Origin of the sequence: Clostridium sp. Marseille-P7770 (assembly GCF_902143525.1) — a bacterium.
In the GTDB taxonomy this organism is placed as follows: Bacteria; Bacillota; Clostridia; order Lachnospirales; family Lachnospiraceae; genus Pilosibacter.
This window is the reverse complement of the sequence record NZ_CABFVC010000002.1, coordinates 1-19,447: the sequence shown is the minus strand read 5'-3', so window position 1 is coordinate 19,447 and position 19,447 is coordinate 1. Positions and strand designations below refer to the sequence as shown.

Sequence of the window (19,447 nt, the reverse complement as noted above, 5' to 3'; positions counted from 1 at the left end):
TTTACATCTGTCTGTGTATCGTTATAGTGGCATTCATCCCGCCACCTACGAGGAATGGGGGTATTCTGCCGATTTTATGATAAACCAATAACGTGCAGCTGTACCTTTTATATAAAAGAATGTGCCTTGGCACATTCTCCCGCCTCGCGCAGGCGCTTGCGACAATCTGCATCTTCGCGCGAGTGCGCATTTTGGGCACGTCAGTGCCTTTTTATGTAACAGGAACTTCCTATAAATTTCCTGTTACATAAAAAAGGACCGCTGCCCCACAGATCTCTCTGCAAAGGCAACGGTCCTTTTCAGCTACAGGTTATTTTCATTGATACCATACACCGCAGACAGCTTTCATTGTCTACAGCACTTCCTTAACCTTCGATCGCAATGTGTTTAGAAGTTTCAACCTTCTTCTGCTCAACCGGTTTCGGAACGGACAGGCTTAAGATACCATTTTCAAATTTAGCCTTGATATCTTCCTGCTTTACATCTTCGCCAACATAGAAGGTTCTGCTCATTGCTCCGGAGTAACGCTCCTGACGGATATAGTGACCTTTCTTATCTTCCTCGTCCTTATCAAGACCCTTTGCAGCACTGACGGTCAGATAACCATCTTTCAGCTCTGCAGTGATCTCATCTTTCTTGAATCCCGGAAGATCGATGTCCAGTTCATAGGAACCTTCATTCTCCTTGATATCAGTTTTCATGACTCTCGAAGCATTCTTGCCATACAGCGGATTCTTCTTAGAAGTAAAGAAGCTGTCATCAAACGGGAACATATCATCAAATAAACTCTCTCCAAAAATACTCGGCATATACATAAATCATTCCTCCAATCAGAATATCTGAAATCTATTGTTCTGGGAGATTTTGAAAATCTCCGGGATTTTTTGCTTCCCTTTGATTTCTTTCTCTCTTCCTTTGTTCTGTATGTACTATAACACATATGATTAGCACTGTCAAGAGGTGAGTGCTAATTTTTTGTGAATTAATTGTGAACTTATTCCTCGTTCATAATCATGTTCATACATGCATTGGTTTTCGGAAGCAGCACAATGTGATGCGCAATGGCAGGAAAATTTAAAGGACATAATTTAAGAACATCTTGAATTATTTTTTCAAACGCCTATAATATAGATATGTTATCCATTTTGATGACAAATCTTTACTATCAACCGTAACGCTTCTGGACAGTTTATTCTATCCTCTAACAGTTACCCCACAACCTGACAGATATTGTCTGTTCCGGACATTTGTCAGCTCACAATAAGAAAGGCAGAAGCAAATGAGTTACAGTGTATGTCTTCCTAATTATTCCATCGGTGAAGATTGTTACAGGGAACTTCCATACGTCGCAAGAAACTATGGAAAAAAGGCAGTCGTGATCGGCGGTAAAACCGCTATGGAAAAATCAAAAGATGCGCTCTTAGAAGGCATTAAGGACTCCGATCTTGAGATCATGGATTTCATCTGGTACGGCGGTGATTCCAGCTACGAGAACGGCAACGCATTGATCGCGAATCCGGCTGTCCGCGATGCAGACATCATCTTCGGTGTCGGTGGAGGAAGAGCCTGCGATACCGCAAAATACGTAGCAAACGAACTTGACAAACCGTTATTTACTTTCCCGACCGTTGCCAGCAACTGCGCAGCCGTGACTGCCATCTGTGTCATCTACAATTCCAACGGCACCTTCCGGGAATATTATTATCCGAAGCTTGCAGATCATACCTTCATCAATACCGCCGTTATTGCGGATTCTCCTTACGACCTCCTGTGGGCCGGAATCGGCGACGCACTCTCCAAAGAATGTGAGGCTGTTTTTTCCAGCAAAGGTAAACACTTAAGCCATACTCCGTTAATGGGTGTCCAACTCAGTAAAGTCTGCACGCAACCGCTCCTGGATTATGGAAAAGAGGCACTCGCATCCTTAAAAGCGCACAAAGTCAGCGATGCCCTCATGCAGGTCACTTTGGATATCATCGTCTCCACCGGTATCGTTTCCAATATGACGACTCATATTCCGGATTATTACTACAATTCCTCCCTCGCGCACTGTGTCTATAACGGCTCCACGATCACGCGTCATGGTCACGAACACCTGCACGGCGAAGTCGTATCCCTCGGTGTTCTCTGCCTGCTCACCTATGAAGGCGCGAACACTCTCCGTGATACGATCATGAAATTCAATGCAAGCATCGGTCTTCCGGTATGCTTCGATGATATCGATATCACCGAAGATGAATTTGATCTCATGGCAGATAGAATTCTTACTTCCACCGAATGGCAGTACCGCCCGAAAGAAGTGACCCGTGAGAAATTTATCACTTGCATGAAAGAACAGAATAAGATCGGACAGGAATTTAAAAAACAGACTATGCTCTTATAAATGTACCGTGGAATATCTACATGCCATTCCGTCAGGAAAGTCATTAGAAGCTTTGCACAAGGCATTCATGAAAACGAACATATTTGCAGAATTTCGTAAACTCAGAGGTAAAATTAATGAAAAAGTTAGGATTAATTGGTGGAATAGGGCCAGAATCCACCATTGAATATTATCGCAGCATAGAATATGGCGTACAGAAAAAAAGTGGTCAAAATTTCTTTCCCAATATCACCATAGAAAGTCTTAATGTATTTGACTTACTCAATTTATGCAAAAAGCAGGATTATGATGGGTTGACAGATTATCTTCTCAACGGTATCAATCAACTTTCTGCAGCAGGAGTACAATACGCTGCTCTAACCGGAATCACAGCACATATTGTTTTTGATGCATTATCGAAAGTATCTCCTGTACCGCTTGTTAGTATGGTAGATACCGCAAGTGAATTTGCCAAAGCACACAGATACAGAAAAGTTTGCCTGTTAGGAACTCTTCCAACCATGAACGGAACCTTTTTTCAGCAATCTTTCGAATCTAAAGGTATCGAAGTCATTACACCGGATGCAGCAGAGAAAGAGTATATTAGTAGAAAAATTGAAACAGAACTGGAACTTGGAAAAGTTGTATCTGATACTCAAAACAACTTTCGAACAATTGCAGAACGAATCATTCAAGATGAGAACGTTGACACAATCATACTTGGATGCACAGAACTCCCCTTGATTTTCAAAGGAATTGATTTATCAGTTCCATACCTTAATGTGATGCAAGTTCACATTGATTCACTCATTGATTTAATTATGTCGGAATAGATACTTTCACCTATACCGCTGTTATTGTGGATTCGCCTTACGACCTCCTCGCGCGAGTGCGCATCTTTAGCACGTCAGTGCCTTTTAATGTAACAGGGAATTCTTCGGAATTTCCTGTTACATTAAAAATAGGCTTCACCTATTCAACTCATTACAACCACCAGCGCGTTTCCCTCGAAGAAATGTACGAAAATGCAATGTCCAAGTTTCGTGGAAAGCGGGCATTTTTTAATTCAAGAAAGCGCCACAGGCGGTCTTGCCTATGTTATCTGAATGCGCCTCAAAAAACAGTTTTTACATCTGTATTGTAATTCCAACAAGAAAGGATTCCTCACCGGGAACAAGATCGAGATCACCGCCATGGCTTTCAATGATTTTTCGGACAGAGGAAAGCCCGATTCCATGATCAGCAGATATACCCTTTCGGGAGAGGAATGTTTTTCCCTCCTGCAAGGCCAGACCGTCGTAAGTGTTTTCAATCTTCAAAAAGTACATATTGCCTCTGGTTTCGCCTGCAATGAAAACGCGGCGCACTCCTTGCTTTTGGCGGCTGCACGCCTCAACGGCATTGTCCAAAAGATTGCCCAGCACCGTACACAGTTCCACATCGGTAAGGGGCATCTGATCAGGAAGATCGAGCCGCACCTGAAATTCTGTCCCTTGTATCTGCGCCATGCCGTAGTAGTATTCAATCAGCGCATTTACGACGGGATTTTTGCAGAACGCAACATAGGAGTGGCCCGATGACGCCGCAACCTGTTCCTCTACCTGTAACAGGAAGGAGCAGATCTCCGTCTGCCCATGTTCAGAGGCCATGCGGTCTATGGTGCGCAGATGGTGTTTGATGTCGTGAATCAGCCTTCTGTTTTCCGCTGCTGCCTCAGAAACCTGACGGCTGTATTCGGTCTGCATAGAAAGCTGACGGATGACCTGCTTGCGTTCTTCCTGGAAAATCAGGCTGTTTCCATACCCCTCTACCACATCGCGCCAGAGGGAATAACCGATGGCGGCTGCTATGAAAAAGCTGCCCCATTCCACAAACCAACCGCCGATAACCGGCTCATAAACCGGCAGAAGGCGATCCCATATAAAGGCGCAGGTTGCGGCTGCCGTAGCATAGAAGATCGGCCTGCTCCGTTTTTCTCCTCTGTGAATGGCAAGCACCGCGATGATAAATAGATAGAGTGCAGATGCCGCCTTATAACAAAAGACCGATGCAGAGAAGAAACGAATAGCTCCAAGGGAGAGATGGGAAGCCATCATGCCATACACAAACGCATATACCAGGAAGGCAGCGCCCACCCCGTTGCTGATGACCGCAGGCAGGAAGCCCGGACTGCATATCCGGTTTTGCAGAACTACGATCAGCCAGATAACCAGATAGATACAGAACAGTTCCATCGTATACCAGGGGAATACGGGAACCGCAGCCAGCATATGAAGCACAGGATAGGATGACAGGCCGCACATGGCAAGGCAGATCAGTCCGAACAGGAATGTATTTTTCTGCTTCACCTGGCGGCTGAAATAAAAGGAGAGCAGCGCACAGACAAAGGTAGCCGTACAGCTGAACAGGCAGAATGCAAATCGGAATCCTCTGGTTGTATTTACCGCCAGCATCGTTCCGAAAGCAGGCGGATAAACAATCCCTCCGTAAAAGTGGTCATAATTGCTGACCGCTATGGTGAGTGTGACCGGTTTTCCGCCATGAAAAGTGACCATGCGGTTTTGAACCAATGGTGTCCCCTGTGCAGGCTCCCCCATTTGCAGGATCAGGTCATAATCCAGATAAAGGCTGTAAGCAGAAAACACTTCCGGGATTTCCAGTGCATACGCTTCCTTCCGTTCCGGCAGGAAGAATGTCATCTGGTAAGTCCCGCAGCCATAGGGAGAAGGGTTTGCAGGGCTGGAGAAATTGGTCTGCTCTCCAATGGAAAGGTAGCGCATATAATGGCTTTCATCCCGAATTTCTTCCGGGGTCAAAAGCGCGTCCGGATAAAACGCCCAGCCGGATACCAGAAAGCGCACCGGTGACTTTTGAAGTTCTTCCTCAGAAAGCGATAGAATCCCATTTGCCGCCTGGATTGTGTTCTGGCTATATTTATTATTGAACTGATACAGGCCAAGAAAAAACAGGGATGAGCACAGGCAGACCATACATAAAACAGCATATTTTCTTACCGCAGAAGATACCATCTTATTTTCTCCTCCTCCTTAAGAAAAATACACCGGCAGACAGAAGAAGCAGACAGGCCGGAATCAAAAGGAGTATGGGCGACCGGCTGTGCTCTGTGTCGGCGGCCTGTGCCAGAGAAACGGTATCTTCCTTTCCCACAATGGTGTAAGTCCCTGTATGGCTGATCTGAAAGGAAGCGGCTTTCGCCGTATCGTCATAGCCGGTCATGGGAACTTCCACGCCGCTTTCATCACAGAGGAACAATGTGCCGGCTGCCGGATCATTTGGATAGGGCAGCATGACAGAAACATCCGGCACGGAGTTGAGCACAGTTCCATTGATGGAAAACGAAAAAGAAAAACCGCCGTCCGTATCCTTTTGGATGATGACTTCAATCTGATCTTCGTTTTGGATACCCTCCGGCAAGGCGTCTTTGGGTATGCTGATGGTGATTCCCTGTTTGGAAAAGACGGCTCTTTGCTCCCCTGTTTGCAGCATCATCAGAAAGCGCGTGCCGGAAATCCGGTCAGTGGTTTCATCGAAGAACTCTGAAAAAACAGTTTTTTTGGAATCCGCACCTTCCGGGGGAACGGTCATAGCGCTTTGCACCGGCTCTTTCCTGTTTTCCGAAAGTTTCCAGGCAGGATCGGGTACGGTAAGCTCTGAAGTGTCGGCAATCGTCTGCACTTCAGGGGGCTGCTGCAAAGCGGTATCTTCCTCTGTATCACCGTTTGCCTGTTCCGATGGGAAATCGTCTTTATCTATATCTATGGAATCATCCTTTCCCTCCCATGATGGCTCGGAAGGCTTGTGGGATGGTTCATGATCCGCAGGATCATTTTCTTCGGTGACAGGTGGTGATTTTTCAGAATCATCGGAATCCATTCCGCCGCCATTTGTTGCAGGCGGTCTTGAAGGCTGCGTAGGGGGCCTGTCTGTGAAACCGTCATCCTGATCGTCGGTATGTTCGGGAGGCGGTTGAATGATGGTATCAGGTGGATTGCCGCCTGCATCCCCTCCATCCCGGTCGCCATCGTGATACCCTTCAAGGACAATTTCATCTGCGTAGGTAAAGGACAGGATGCCGGTCTGTCCGCCGTCATAATCCACCTGAAGGCGGTAACTGCTGCCCGGCGTCAGCAGACGGGTGGCAATCGAGAGCATTTCCTGACCCACATAAACGCCACGTTCCAGACGGTTCCATGAACCGTTATTTTCGGACAGCCATACGCTGATCTCATCCAGTTCCCCCGGCGGTGTGACCCAGGGAAAATGAAGGTTTCCTCTGGCGGACAGAAAGCAGTTAATGTCCGGTCTGCCTGAAGCCTGAACAGAAACAGGAATTGAGATTTCAGGGAAAGCAATTCCCTCTGCAAACGCAGTATTTTCCGGTGCGGTCAGCTTTCCCATGGCATGGTACAGTCCCACAGTATTCAGATCAATACCGGAAAAATCCCATTCCACCACAGCGGTGCAGCTGGTTCCATTTTCCGTATAGCAATCCAGATAGTAAGGGGAAAAGGCAAACAAATTTTCCAGCGTTTCGGTTTGGCTGCCCTGTTGAACCGCAAACGCGTCCGCATAAGGATACCATTTCTCTATGGAGGTAATGACAGCAGGCGGCATTTCTTCCACCCGGACGGAAATCTGAAGCTCCCGCAATACAGCTTCACCAAAGGCATACCCCTCCGGCAGTTCAATCCGGCCTGCTGCGGTATATTCGCCCGGAGTGGTCTGGTCAATGGCTGAAAAATCCCATGCGACAGAAAATGTTTCCTGCCGGATTTCTTCCCCTGCTGTTACAGTGGCGCATACGGTTTGATACTGAAGGGCCAGCTGATAAATTTCCTCCAGGTCGTCATCGGACGGTGTGGTTCTAAGGGGCAGGGTAAAAGCCGGCAGGGAGAGCAGTTCGTCTTCATTTTGTATTTCTGTGACAAGGACGAGGGATGCTTCTTCCGATGCTTCCGGGGTTTTGCTATCCAGTGTCCCCGGAGCCTCGCTTTTTAAAACCGGCGGATTCTCCCTTCTTTCATCAGCATTGGCTGGGGTTGCAGTTTCAGCGGCAAATGCAGGGATACTGCCGGTGAAGCAGAGAAGGCAGGCCAGACAGCCCCCCAGAATACGCCTGTGTATTTCCTTCATTCTCATACGATTCCCCCCATTCCGGAGAAAACATATTGACGATAGGCTTCCCGCAGCTGTTTTCCATTACGGAGAGCAATCGGAAGTTCCTCCCCGTTTATCAAACGGAAGGCCTGACTGTCAACCTGGCTGATGTAATCCATGTTGATTAAAATGCCCCGGTAGCAGGGCAAAAAACGCTTGTCCTTCTGCAATGCGGCAGTAACCTCCTGGAAGCCGCCGCTTACCGGTATCACACGTTCCGCCGTATGAATCCGTGTCATACGGTTTTGATAATCTATGTATAGAATCTTCTCTGTGGGAAGTTCCAGCTTTTGACGGTCAGCCATAACCGAAAGTGTCATCACTTCATAGGGCGGTTTTAGCTGGCACAGCTCCATCGCTTCTTCAAAATCTGCCTGATGGAGCGAAAGCGGCTTCAGCAGATAATAGCTGGCGGACAGACTGTACCCCATCCGGGCATAATCTTCTGTAATGGTCAGAAAAACGATCTTACAAAGCCTGTTTTTCTGGCGCAGCCTTCTGGCGGCCTCCATTCCATCCATGTTCTCCATATAGATGTCCATAAAGACAAGCTGAAAATTGACCTGGGCGGCAGCTTTCAAAAAATTCTCTCCGTCCTCAAATTCTGTCAGCGTATAGTCCAGCTGATGCTTTTTCATATAATTTTTTAGGCAGGCAGACAGTTCTTCTCTGTCCTCTGCGCTGTCATCCACAATCGCAATCTGCATCGTGCCATCTCCTTTGCACAATAATCCAATATTAGTATAACATAAATCGCAGAAAAAAACTTGCGTCTTAAACAGGAAACCTGCGTCTTAAACAAAGTCGGTTGCATTTCTCTTGACAAGATGCTACTCTAATTATACTACCAGACTTTCCGATGAGAAGGTCTGGTTTTTTTATTTTTCTTTTCAGGAAAGGAGGCTCAGCATGAAAATCGCACTTTGTACGGAGCTGAGAAATGTGGAATGGTTTGAAAGCAGGCTGCGCTCCCTTTTTGATGGGGATGGGCAGCTTGCGATTGACGAATTGTGGAATGAGAACCAGCTTACCCAGGCACTCCGGCGAAGCCGGTACCATGCGGTTGTCATCGCCATGACCGGGGCAAAGGGACTGGAGGCAGCCATACAGGCGAAGCGGCTGGCGCCGGAAACACCGCTTGTCTGGTGGAGCGATGATAAAAACTTCGCCCTGATTGCGTATCAACTGCGTATCCCTGCGTTCCTTCCGACAGACTGCTCCGATCAGGAGTTATATGAGGCGATAAAATCCATCACAAAATGGAGGTGTGAAAATGCGAATTGCGCTGTGCAGTTATAGCCAGAAAGAAAAAGAAACCGCTTTGCTGATGAAGCTGGGCAAAGTAGACCGATTTGATAATGGCGTATTTTGTACCTATGCCATGCAGCGGGATGGGCCTTATGACGCTGTGGTGGTCATGGAGGACGGAGCCAGGGGGATGAATTTCTGCATGAGCATACGAGGGTACAGCAAGGACGTCCCTCTCCTGTGGATCAGCGATCAGGCAGAGTTTGAACCCCAAAGCCGCAGGATGCAGGCGGACACCTTTTTGGTAAAGCCTGTGACAGAATATCAGCTGCGGGAGGCAGTATCCCAGCTGCTTCAGAAAACAACGAGAAGGAACGAACAGCGTGAGGAGGATGAATAAAATGATGTGGAAATGGAAACGGCCGGCCGCATTTTTACTGGCGGCGGCAATGATTTTTACGATGCCGGGAGTTCCGGCATCTGCGGTGGAAGCGGGTGTATCCGCCGTCCATACGGGGTTGTGCAAGCATCACCCGGAACATACAAAGGACTGCGGATATACGGAAGGAACCAAAGGGGCAGCCTGTGAACATGAACATACTGAGGATTGCTACACCCCTGTGAAGAAGTGCATCCATGAACATGACGAAAGCTGTTACCCTGTTTTGGAAGGCAGCGTATCAGAAAATACGGCGACCCCATCTGAAGCAGAGAAGGCCCAGCCGACCGCGTGTACCCATGAATGCAGTGAGGAAAGCGGCTGTATCACAAAAGAATTAAGCTGTCCTCATGAACGCGGCGAGCATGACGAAAGCTGCGGCTACATTCCGGCCACAGAGGGGACGCCCTGTGGGTATACCTGCGAGCAGTGCAATTCTCAGGACAGCGGGCTTGTTCCCGGTGTGTCCGGGAATGCTCCGGGGGAGTGCATCTGCGAAACCCACTGTGAGAAAGAGGCGGTCAATTCCGACTGTCCGGTCTGCTCTGCGGAAGATGCAGACCTCTCTGCCTGCAAAGGCACAGCGGAAGCCGCCTGCATCTGTGAGAAATTATGTGGCGCTGATGCTGTGAACCCTGACTGCACCGTCTGCTCTGCTAAGGGTGCAGACCTCTCCGCCTGCCTTGGAAAAGAGGAGGCGGCGCTGGCTGCGTTTGCGCTGCCGCAAGCAGAGCATACCCACTGTATCTGCGCCGGTACTGCGGCGGTCAATGGCCATGAACATGACTTTGATAGCATAGCATGGACAGCGACGGATTCTCTGCCCACTTCTGATGGTAACTACTACCTGACGCAGTCTGTAACGGCAGACTGGACTGTGCCAAAGGGCGAGGTCAACCTCTGCCTGAACGGGCAGACGATTTCCGGCAGTATCACCGTCGGCAGCGGCGCGACGCTGACGCTGACCGATTGCAGCAGCGATAATTCAGGCAAGATTCAAGGCGGAGTGACCGTCAACGGCGGAACATTGGAACTGTACAGCGGCACGATCACCGGTGGCGTGCAGGTCGGTATAAAGGGCGGCACCTATCAGACCGGCTCGTCCTTTACCATGTATGGTGGAGCGATTACCGGTAATGAAGACTACGGCGGTGTGTTCCTTGTCGGCACGACGAAGCATATCGCCCCGCCAAACTTCACCATGCACGGCGGCACAATTTCCAACAACACCGCAGGCGCATCCGACGGCGGTGGCGGCGGCGTATATGTGGGTGAGAAGTGCAGCTTCACCATGGACGGCGGCACCATCACCGGCAACACGGCCACCAAGGGCAACGGCGGCGGCATCTATATCCACTATAACGCCGGCAGTGTTTCGATCTCCAACGCCACGATCACCGACAACAAGGCGCCCGCCACGGGGAATACAAGGTATGGCCACGGAGGCGGCATTTATTCGGAGAGAGGGGTAACCGTCAAGAATGTGACGATCACCGGAAACAACAGCACCTATGAGGGCGGCGGCATCTATGGAAAGGGCGCTATTACCCTCACCGATGCTACCGTTACCGACAACTCTCAATATGACGTTTACTACGACGGAAAGGAAACAACAACTCCTGAGCTCACTGTTTCCGGCTCGGTGAAGGCCGGTTATTACGCCAATTTTGCTTGGAAGCTGCCCATTCTTGTATCAGGCGCATTGAGTGAGGATTCGGTCATCCGTGTGGGCGTGCGTGAAGGCATAAATCCTGGGGCCATCGCCGAACCGGCAAGCGGCGTGACGCTCAGCGCTGAGAACTTCAAGGCGGACGCCGCCGACAGCGTGACCAGCCTGGGCAATGACGGCAAGGTCTATCTTGTGCCCTGCACGCACGAGATGGACGATACCGGCTACACCTGCAAGAAGTGCAAAACGCAATTCGACGCGCGCGTGGGCGATAGCGCCTATTATAAGACGCTGACGGATGCGTTTAATGCAGCCAGAGGCAGCACCGTGACGCTGCTGCGGAATGTGACGCTCACAGGAAATTGCTCTTCTGAGAACTACTCAGCGACGCTGGATCTGAATGGCAAAACTGTCAGCACCGATAATAAATACATTCATGTCGGAGGCGGGAACAAGTCCAATACTCTGACGGTCAAGGATTCTAGCAAGGGCGGCGGGACGCAGGCGCTCAATGTCAAGTTTTCGGTTGGGTCCAACGGAACGCTGGCGGTTGACGACTCCTACACCGGCGAGATTTCGCGCGTGGAGCTGCAGGCCGGCGGCGCATTGGAGCGCTTTGGCGGCAAAATCGGCGAGTTGGTTTTAAGCAATGCTGCGTATGGCTCCACAAGTACGGGCTACGGCCTGAAGCTGTGGAAGGGCAATCCAAACGCCTGCACCATCGGCAAGATCACGGACAACACGAAGAGCAAGAGCCTCACCGTTAACGACCTGCTGGGAACCGACTATGCGAAGTGCGAGCTGTACGGCGAAAAGGACAGTGTATGGAGCATCGTTCCCAAGACGGAGAAAATCTCCGAACTGACCGGCTATACAGCGTACAAGGTGCAGTTCACGGAGTGCGTCCATCAGTGCGCCGATGACAGCAACCCTGTGTGCTCTGTGTGCCACAAGGACCTGTATACGAAGATCACCGCCAAGGCCGCTGACGGCACGACCAAGACTGCCTACTTCACGAAAGACAGTGCGCTGGAAAACGGCTATGTAGAGGCCATCCAGACCTTGAACGGCTGGAGCAATGAGGGCTGCACCGAGCCGACGCTGACCCTGCTGCGGGATATGCCTTACGGCACCTCCATAACGCTGACCGGCACGCTGACGCTGGAGAGCGGAACGCACACCGCCAAGAATGTGACGGTCGCTGAAAACGCGAATGTGACCTTTGCCAACGGCAGCTATAAAGGTGCGACCATCAACGGCACGGCGACGGTGGAGGCGGGCGTCACATTCACCGACGCCTCCGTCACGGTGAACGGCACGCTGAACGCCAAGGGCGGTACCTTCACTGGTAATGTCAAATTCAACGGCAGTAGCATCGCGAACATCAGCGGCGGCAGCTTTAATAATGAAAAGAAATATGGCGGCGTTGAGTTTGACTACAATGTCACGGGGACGATCTCCGGCGGCACGTTTGTCTTCGCGGATTTTTACACCACCAAAGTCAAGCTTTCCGGCGGCACATTTACGATGATCAAAACCAACGGCGACCGCAAACTCGCCGACCTGCTGGCGGAGGGCGCGGCGTATTACGGAGCAAGTGATAATCAGGCTGTGACCAATGATAGAGTGAATACGCTGGAAAATGTCAAGGTCGTGTCGCATACGCACAACGGCGGCAAGGACGGCAACGGCACTTGCAGCATCTGCGGCAAGCAGATGGCGGCGTCGCTGACCGTCGGCGGCACAACGAGCTGGTACACGGCCTTTGCCACTGCCATCGAGGCGGCGAACGCGGCGGACGGTGCAAAGACCATCACGCTGTATCAGGATGTGAATGGCTATGTCGACGGGCATTCGACCACCTATGAGCTGACCCGCGGGCCGGTGACGCTGGCGACCGGCGGGAAAACGGTCACAAGAGCAAACCTCACCGCCAAGGGCATTTCTCTGACGGTCACGGGCAGCAACGGAGACTTCAATGTGACGGTAGACGGCAAAGACGCGGAATTGACCGTCAACGACGGGAATACGAAGCTTGCCATTGTCACGGCGCAGAACGGCGGAAAGCTTTCGCTGAGCAACGGCACCTTCAGCCGTGTGGCTGTAAAGGACGACGGCAGCAGCGCCAGCCTCAGCGGCGGCAGCTACGACGAGATCACGAGCGACACCGGCTATGTCAAGCCCTACGCGCTGCTGGCGGAGGGGTACGCTTACAAAGACACAAAGAAGGACAAATGGCTCCCCAACGCCAATTCAATCTCGTCAAAAGTCACCGTTGAAAAAGCGCCCTTCGCGGTCGAGAAGATTTATCCGAATAACGATATGGACTACACCGGAAACTCGGCGTTTGCGACGGACGGCAATATCACGCTGACTGCGGTAATCGCGCCCGAAACGGAGGGCGACACCTACTACTACTGGTGGGAGCTGTTTAACGAATCAACCAACGACTGGACCACGATTTTCAAAAATGTTAATACTGCGACGCATACCGGCGAGAAGAGCAAGACGCTCACGATTTCCGGGCTGCCCGTAGACAAGAGCTATCAGTACCACATTTTCGTCCAGTGCAGCAATGGCTACAATTGCTACAGCGAGCCGTTCACCGTGACCCAGCATCAGCATAGCTGGACGTACACGGCAAGCGGCGCGACCATCACCGCAAGCTGCACAGACACGACTTGCACCAGCCCGAACGGCGGCAGCGTGACCATCAAGGCCCCCACCGAGCTGACCTACAGCGGGGAAGGCAAACCCGCCACGGTGACTGCAAGCAGCGATTGGCAGGGTCCGGCGGCGCGTGAGATCACCATCAGCTACATAAAGACGGGCAAGTATGGTCCAGAGATGTTGGAAAATGGCGAGCTCCCCACTAACGCGGGCGAGTACACCGCCAGCATCACGGTGGGCGAGGCGACCGCCAGCGTGACCTATACCATTGGCAAAGCTACCCCCAAGGCGGAGGACTTCACCTTCACCGCCCCGACAAGCCTGACCTATGACGGCAATGTCAAGAGCGCGACGGTTTCTCCCGCAAAGGCCGGTACGGGCGATGTCATCGTAAAATACTACGATAAAGACGGTAAGGAAGCCACGCCTAAGAACGCGGGCGAATACACCGTCAAGATCGATGTAGCCGAGAGCACGAACTATGCTGCGGCCAACGGCCTGACGGCGGATGGCTGGAAGTTTAGCATCACCAAGGCTGCCGCACCCGCGGCGGAGACCGGTTCGCTGACCATCACCAACGGCACGCAGCTGACGTATACCTATGACTTCAAGCAGCTGCTGCCCGAAGCGCCCAATGGAGATTACGGCACAGTGCGCTACGATTTGGGGAATCGGCAGACTGCTATCAACTTCACCGCTCATGGATATTATCTCGACCCGGAGATAGCGGAATTTGAGGGCAGCAAGCTGACTTTGGTAGGTCTCTATGCGAAAGATGGAACAGCGACCGGCCAGATCGGTACCGTCAAGGTGAATGTCACCACCACTAACTACGAGAACTTTCAACTGACGCTCGTCCTCAACGCGGTGAACCAGATCAAGCCCACGCCGGACGGCGAAATCACCGCAGCCGAGATCACCTACGGCGACGCGCTGAGCAAGAGTACTATTTCGGGCAAGATGAAGGATCCCGACACCGGCAAATCCGTTAACGGTACGTTCGCGTGGACGGACGGCACGATCAATCCTAACGCGGGCGACTATGAAGCCGATTGGACATTCACCCCGGCTGCGGGCTACGAGAAATACGCGACTGCGACCGGAACTGTGACCATTAAGGTGAACAAGGCTACCCCCACCTTCACCGCTCCCACGGCGCAGGAAAATCTGACCTATACCGGACAGGAGCAGGCGCTGATTACTGCGGGCAGCGTGACGGACTATGGCACCATGCAGTACAGCCTGACCGAGAACGGCACATACAGCCAGGACATCCCTACCGGCACCGATGCCGGAGCATATACCGTGTGGTATCGGGTGATTGGCGATGCAAACCACAACGATACCGCACCCGCCAGCGTGGCGGTCAGCATTGGGAAGAAGCCGCTGACGATCACCGGGGTAACGGCTGCGTCCAAGCCTTATGATGGCACGACAAACGCGGACATCTCCAGCGTGACCTTCGACAACGTGACCTTGAACCGAGGCACAGACTACAACGTGACCGCCAGCTTTGACGATGCCAATGTGGGCAACGGCAAGAACGCCACTGCCACAGTGACCCTGATGGGGCAGGCCGCGAAGAATTACTCCCTAGAGCAGAGCAGCTTCCCTACTACTGCCAGCATCACCAAGGCCGCTGCGCCTGACTTCACCAAGGAAACCGCGCTGACCATTGTAAACGGCTACGAAAAGACCTACACTGTGACGCTTCCCGCCCTGCCCACGCTGGAAACGCCCAAAGAGTACGGTGCACCCACCTATGAGCTCGGCGGAATCACACTGGATGGCAGCTACTACACCGGCGGCGCGAAGGTGGAAAACGGCAAGCTGATCCTGCCGATTCAGAAAAATGACGTGAAAACCACCGGCCCTGTGGGCACAGTGACCGTAGTAATCAAGAGCACAAACTATGAGGACATCACGCTGACCGTCAATGTCAATGCGACCAACAAGCTTGTCCCCACTGTTACGGCACCTACGGCAAACTCCCTGACCTACAACGGTGCAGAACAGACGCTGGTTACAGCAGGCAAGACCACTGGCGGCACGATGCTCTACCGGCTTGGCGATTCTGAGTGGAGCGAGCAGATCCCCACAGCGAAAAATGCCGGGGAATACACCGTTTGGTATAAGGTTCAGGGAGACGCAGAGTACGCAGATGTGGCAGAGCAGAGCTTGACTGTGACCGCAGCGAAAAAAGCCGTCACCGTTACGGCGCTTGACAAGAGCGCCCACACCGGCAGCACCGCGCCCGACCTGAGCAGCCCGGAAACAGATAAGGATTATAAGGTGGAAGGACTGGTCGGCGCAGATACCCTGAGCGGCACGGTAACACTGGACTACGCACAGACACCGGACATGAGCAAAACCGGAAAAACTACAATCAACATCACTGGTACGCTGTCAAATGACAATTATGAGATCACTTATGTTCCTGGAATGTTGACTGTTTCCAACCAGCCTTCCAGCGGCGGCGGTGATTCCTCCTCTGGTGGTTCGGGCAGCGGTGGAGGTTCCTCCTCCGGCGATTCTGACGATTCCGACAACAATGATAACACCAACCAGCCGGAGTACAAGCCTCAAGCCCCTGTCACCGGCGAAACCCAACCCATACAGCCGGATAAAAACGGCAATGCGGCAGTGGATAACAGCTCTGTCCAGTCCGCCATCGACAAGGCCAAACAGGATGCGAAAAAGAACGGCACCACAGAGAGCGGGATTGCCGTTACCGTTCCCATCACCTCGGCGGCAGGCCAGACCTCTTTTAACGTGACCATCAAGGCGCAGACACTGGATCTGCTGGTCAAAGAAAATGTCCGGCAGTTTACCGTAGCAACAGACCATCTGGTTTCGGTTAATATCGGGCTGGACACTCTGAAGCAGCTGGATAGCGTCTCCGCTGGTGGGGACATCATTCTCCGGGTAGATAAGGTGGATGCCCTGCGCTCCACCGAGGCCAAAGCCGCTATCGGCACAAGACCGGCCTACGATCTGTCGCTGGTGTATCTCTCCGGCGGCAAGGAGACGCCGATTACCAGCCTGAATGGACATACCATCTCGGTGCGTTTGCCCTACACACCGGCAAAGGGTGAGCAGACAGGTAATCTCTATGCAGTCTATGTGGACGACGCGGGAAAGGTGGAATGGATCACCAAATCCAGCTACGATGCCAGCCAGAAAGCGGTTGTCTTTGAAACCGGTCATTTCAGCATCTACGGCATCGGCTACAAGAACCCTGCCCCGGCTTTCACCGACATTACCGGCCATTGGGCTGCGGACAACATCCTTTTTGTTGCCAGCCGAGGACTGCTCTCCGGCACAAGTGACACCACCTTTAGCCCGGGCACCGGTATGACCAGAGGAATGTTCGTCACCGCCCTGGGGCGGCTGGCGGGCATCAATCCGGACAGCTACAAAACCGGGAAATTCACCGATGTGAAAGCCGACGCTTACTATGCGCCTTATGTCAACTGGGCAGCGCAGACCGGAATTGTGGAGGGCGTTACTGCCATCACCTTTGCGCCGGATACCAACATCAACCGGGAACAGATGGCAGTCATCATGGCAAATTATGCCAAAAAGCTGGGCTATGATCTGCCCCGGACCTTAAAGGCTGTGACCTTTGCGGACAACGCAAACATCAGCAGCTGGGCGAAGGATGCGGTCAGAGCCATGCAGCAGGCAGGCATCCTGGCCGGGAAGAATGGAAATAAGTTTGACCCCAAGGGAACCGCTACCCGCGCCGAAGTCGCCACTGTACTGCGGCGGTTTGTGGAGATCGTCATTGACTCGCAGACCGCAAACGGCTGGCAGCAGAATGACAGCGGCCAGTGGAGCTATTACAGAAATGGGAAGCCAGTGAAGGGCTGGCTCTCCGACGACCAGAAGTGGTACTGGCTGGTCAAGGCCACCGGAATGATGTTTGCCGGCGGCTGGAAGCAGATCGATGGCAAGTGGTACTACTTCTACCCAGACGGGACGATGGCGGTGAATACCACCATTGACGGATATACCATTGGCTCGGATGGCGCAAGAAAGTAACCTACAATAAAAAAAATTTGCCCTTATAACAGCGGACAAAGGTAAACGCGGTCGGGTATCAAGAAACCCCACCGCGTTTATTTTTTCTCTTGTTTTTCTCTGGTGTCCAGCATTTTATCATAAAATCGGCAGAATCCCCCCCATCCCTCTTAGGTGGCGGGATAAATGCCGCTATAATGATACATAGACAGATGTAAAATGGTAAGCAATTACAATTCTTTTCCTTCCCTTTTGTGAAATCATGTGCTATAATTGATGCAGAACGTATGTTCTATTCCGATTGGGAAAGGAGGACCTGTTTTGTATTTGACCGTATGCCAGCAGCTAAAGCATCTGTCCAAAGATGAATTTCTCATTCTACGGGAATTATGCCGCACAGCCAAAAACCTGACCAACCAGGCCATCTACCAGATACGGCAGCATTACTTTGAACATAGCCAGTATCTCCCATATGAGAAAAACTACGCCATCTTAAAGACTTCCGAAAACTATCGGCTGCTGAATTCCAACATGGCCAAGCAGATCCTTAAGGAAGTGGACGGAGCTTTTAAGTCTTTATTCAGCCTGTTGAAACTGGCAAAGCAGGGGAAGTATCCATTTTCATCCTTTTCTCTGGCATAGCGGATTGAGCTGCCAAACGAGAAAACAATTTGTTGTCTTTTTTAGACACTCTCCGTCACCTCACACAATATTATTTTACGATTTGCCAATATTATGTGAAATGATTGCAGAGTAGCTTTTTTATAGCTACTATCCGTTCCTTATTTTGGCATAAAGAGGGAGCTGATGCTATACAAAGAAAATAGCCTGCCTGCTTTCGGCAGGCGTTCTTAAGTGGAGAGGTTTCTCTCCGTTGTAGAACGGTATACGGAAATTTCTGAATTGACTCCATGTATCTTGCATGAGTTTGTCGAGAAGATCGTTGTCCATGCTGCCAGCGATCCGAAGGGCAAGAACCGCACCCAGGAAATTGACATCTACTATAAGGGCATTGGAGCCCTGGAAGTATCCAAAGTCACTTCATCAAGGCGAGAATGAGACGTCGCAGAACGTCCGCGGGACGTTCGCCTGCGACGACCGGAGTGGAACGCAGACATTCGAACCGTTCGAACCCGGCAGGACTCGAACATAGAAAAAAGAGCCATCCATCGGATGTCTTTCTTTGTATCTCTTTGAGAGCACGAGACGTCGCAGAACGTCCGCGGGACGTTCGCCTGCGACGACCGGAGTGGAACGCAGACATTCGAACCGTTCGAACCCGGCAGGACTCGAACATAGAAAAAAGAGCCATCCATCGGATGTCTTTCTTTGTATCTCTTTGAGAGCACGAGACGTCGCAGAACGTCCGGGGGACGTTCGCCTGCGACGACCGCAGCAGCGCGGAGACATTCGAACCGTTCGAGCCCGGCAGGGCTCGAACATAGAAAAAAGAGCCATCCATCGGATGACTCTTTTTTCTATCTCTTTGAGAGCACGAGACGGGATTCGAACCCGCGACCCTCGCCTTGGCAAGGCGATACTCCACCACTGAGCCACTCGTGCAAACATACCTTCAAAACCACATATTGAAATCCATCTTCACCGTTTTATCAACCAACCAGACCTTCCTGGATAAGCCCTCGACCGATTAGTAACAGTCAGCTCCGTACATTACTGCACTTCCACCTCTGCCCTATCTACCTCGTCGTCTTCAAGGGGTCTTACTTCTTTCGAATGGGATATCTCATCTTGAGGGGGGCTTCACGCTTAGATGCCTTCAGCGTTTATCCCTGCCAGACTTGGCTACCCGGCCATGAGCTTAGCAGCTCAACCGGTACACCAGCGGTCCGTCCATCCC

Annotated in this window: 11 protein-coding genes, 1 tRNA gene and 1 rRNA gene; 7 read left to right on the top strand and 6 right to left on the bottom strand. The window is 51.5% G+C overall.

Annotated features, from left to right (window positions below):
• Positions 1-365: 365 nt before the first annotated feature.
• A complete protein-coding gene (locus FN001_RS03875) occupies positions 366-815 on the bottom strand; it encodes an Hsp20/alpha crystallin family protein (protein WP_117485221.1) in 450 nt (149 codons plus the stop codon).
• 464 nt (positions 816-1,279) lie between these two features.
• Here FN001_RS03875 and FN001_RS03870 point away from each other — a divergent pair, with 464 nt between their 5' ends.
• Together FN001_RS03870 and FN001_RS03865 are read left to right on the top strand one after the other, a co-directional pair.
• Positions 1,280-2,383, top strand: coding sequence for an iron-containing alcohol dehydrogenase family protein (locus FN001_RS03870; protein WP_142410882.1), 1,104 nt, complete (start codon positions 1,280-1,282; stop codon positions 2,381-2,383).
• A gap of 116 nt (positions 2,384-2,499) precedes the next feature.
• Positions 2,500-3,195 carry an aspartate/glutamate racemase family protein gene (locus tag FN001_RS03865; protein WP_142410881.1) on the top strand — a complete coding sequence of 232 codons (696 nt, stop codon included), beginning with the start codon at positions 2,500-2,502 and terminating at the stop codon, positions 3,193-3,195.
• Between the two features lie 294 nt (positions 3,196-3,489).
• Here the strand turns inward: FN001_RS03865 and FN001_RS03860 are convergent, their stop codons facing one another.
• From FN001_RS03860 to FN001_RS03850, 3 genes are read right to left on the bottom strand one after another with little or no spacing between them, the layout of a single operon-like run.
• Positions 3,490-5,391, bottom strand: a complete 1,902-nt coding sequence (locus tag FN001_RS03860) for a sensor histidine kinase (RefSeq protein ID WP_142410880.1) — start codon at positions 5,389-5,391, stop codon at positions 3,490-3,492.
• 1 nt (position 5,392) lies between these two features.
• A complete protein-coding gene (locus FN001_RS03855; protein WP_142410879.1) occupies positions 5,393-7,522 on the bottom strand; it encodes a hypothetical protein in 2,130 nt (709 codons plus the stop codon).
• On the bottom strand, positions 7,519-8,247 hold the full coding sequence (locus FN001_RS03850; protein WP_142410878.1) for a LytR/AlgR family response regulator transcription factor: 729 nt from the start codon (positions 8,245-8,247) through the stop codon (positions 7,519-7,521). The genes FN001_RS03855 and FN001_RS03850 overlap by 4 nt, the downstream gene beginning before the upstream one ends.
• A gap of 202 nt (positions 8,248-8,449) precedes the next feature.
• Here FN001_RS03850 and FN001_RS03845 point away from each other — a divergent pair, with 202 nt between their 5' ends.
• The 5 genes from FN001_RS03845 (at position 8,450) to FN001_RS03825 (ending at position 18,648) form a co-directional block, all read left to right on the top strand.
• Positions 8,450-8,839, top strand: a complete 390-nt coding sequence (locus FN001_RS03845; protein ID WP_142410877.1) for a response regulator transcription factor — start codon at positions 8,450-8,452, stop codon at positions 8,837-8,839.
• On the top strand, positions 8,814-9,188 hold the full coding sequence (locus tag FN001_RS03840; protein ID WP_117515092.1) for a DNA-binding transcriptional response regulator: 375 nt from the start codon (positions 8,814-8,816) through the stop codon (positions 9,186-9,188). The genes FN001_RS03845 and FN001_RS03840 overlap by 26 nt, the downstream gene beginning before the upstream one ends.
• Positions 9,181-17,610 carry an S-layer homology domain-containing protein gene (locus FN001_RS18345; protein ID WP_243121929.1) on the top strand — a complete coding sequence of 2,810 codons (8,430 nt, stop codon included), beginning with the start codon at positions 9,181-9,183 and terminating at the stop codon, positions 17,608-17,610. The genes FN001_RS03840 and FN001_RS18345 overlap by 8 nt, the downstream gene beginning before the upstream one ends.
• Before the next feature lie 300 nt (positions 17,611-17,910).
• A complete protein-coding gene (locus FN001_RS03830; protein ID WP_243121928.1) occupies positions 17,911-18,231 on the top strand; it encodes a hypothetical protein in 321 nt (106 codons plus the stop codon).
• A gap of 213 nt (positions 18,232-18,444) precedes the next feature.
• Positions 18,445-18,648, top strand: coding sequence for a DUF4368 domain-containing protein (locus FN001_RS03825; protein WP_207664267.1), 204 nt, complete (start codon positions 18,445-18,447; stop codon positions 18,646-18,648).
• 432 nt (positions 18,649-19,080) lie between these two features.
• On the opposite strand, the gene FN001_RS03820 is transcribed toward FN001_RS03825, so the two are convergent.
• Together FN001_RS03820 and FN001_RS03815 are read right to left on the bottom strand one after the other, a co-directional pair.
• A tRNA-Gly gene (locus FN001_RS03820) sits at positions 19,081-19,152 on the bottom strand.
• 65 nt (positions 19,153-19,217) lie between these two features.
• Positions 19,218-19,447: ribosomal RNA gene (locus FN001_RS03815) — 23S ribosomal RNA — on the bottom strand; the annotation flags it as partial.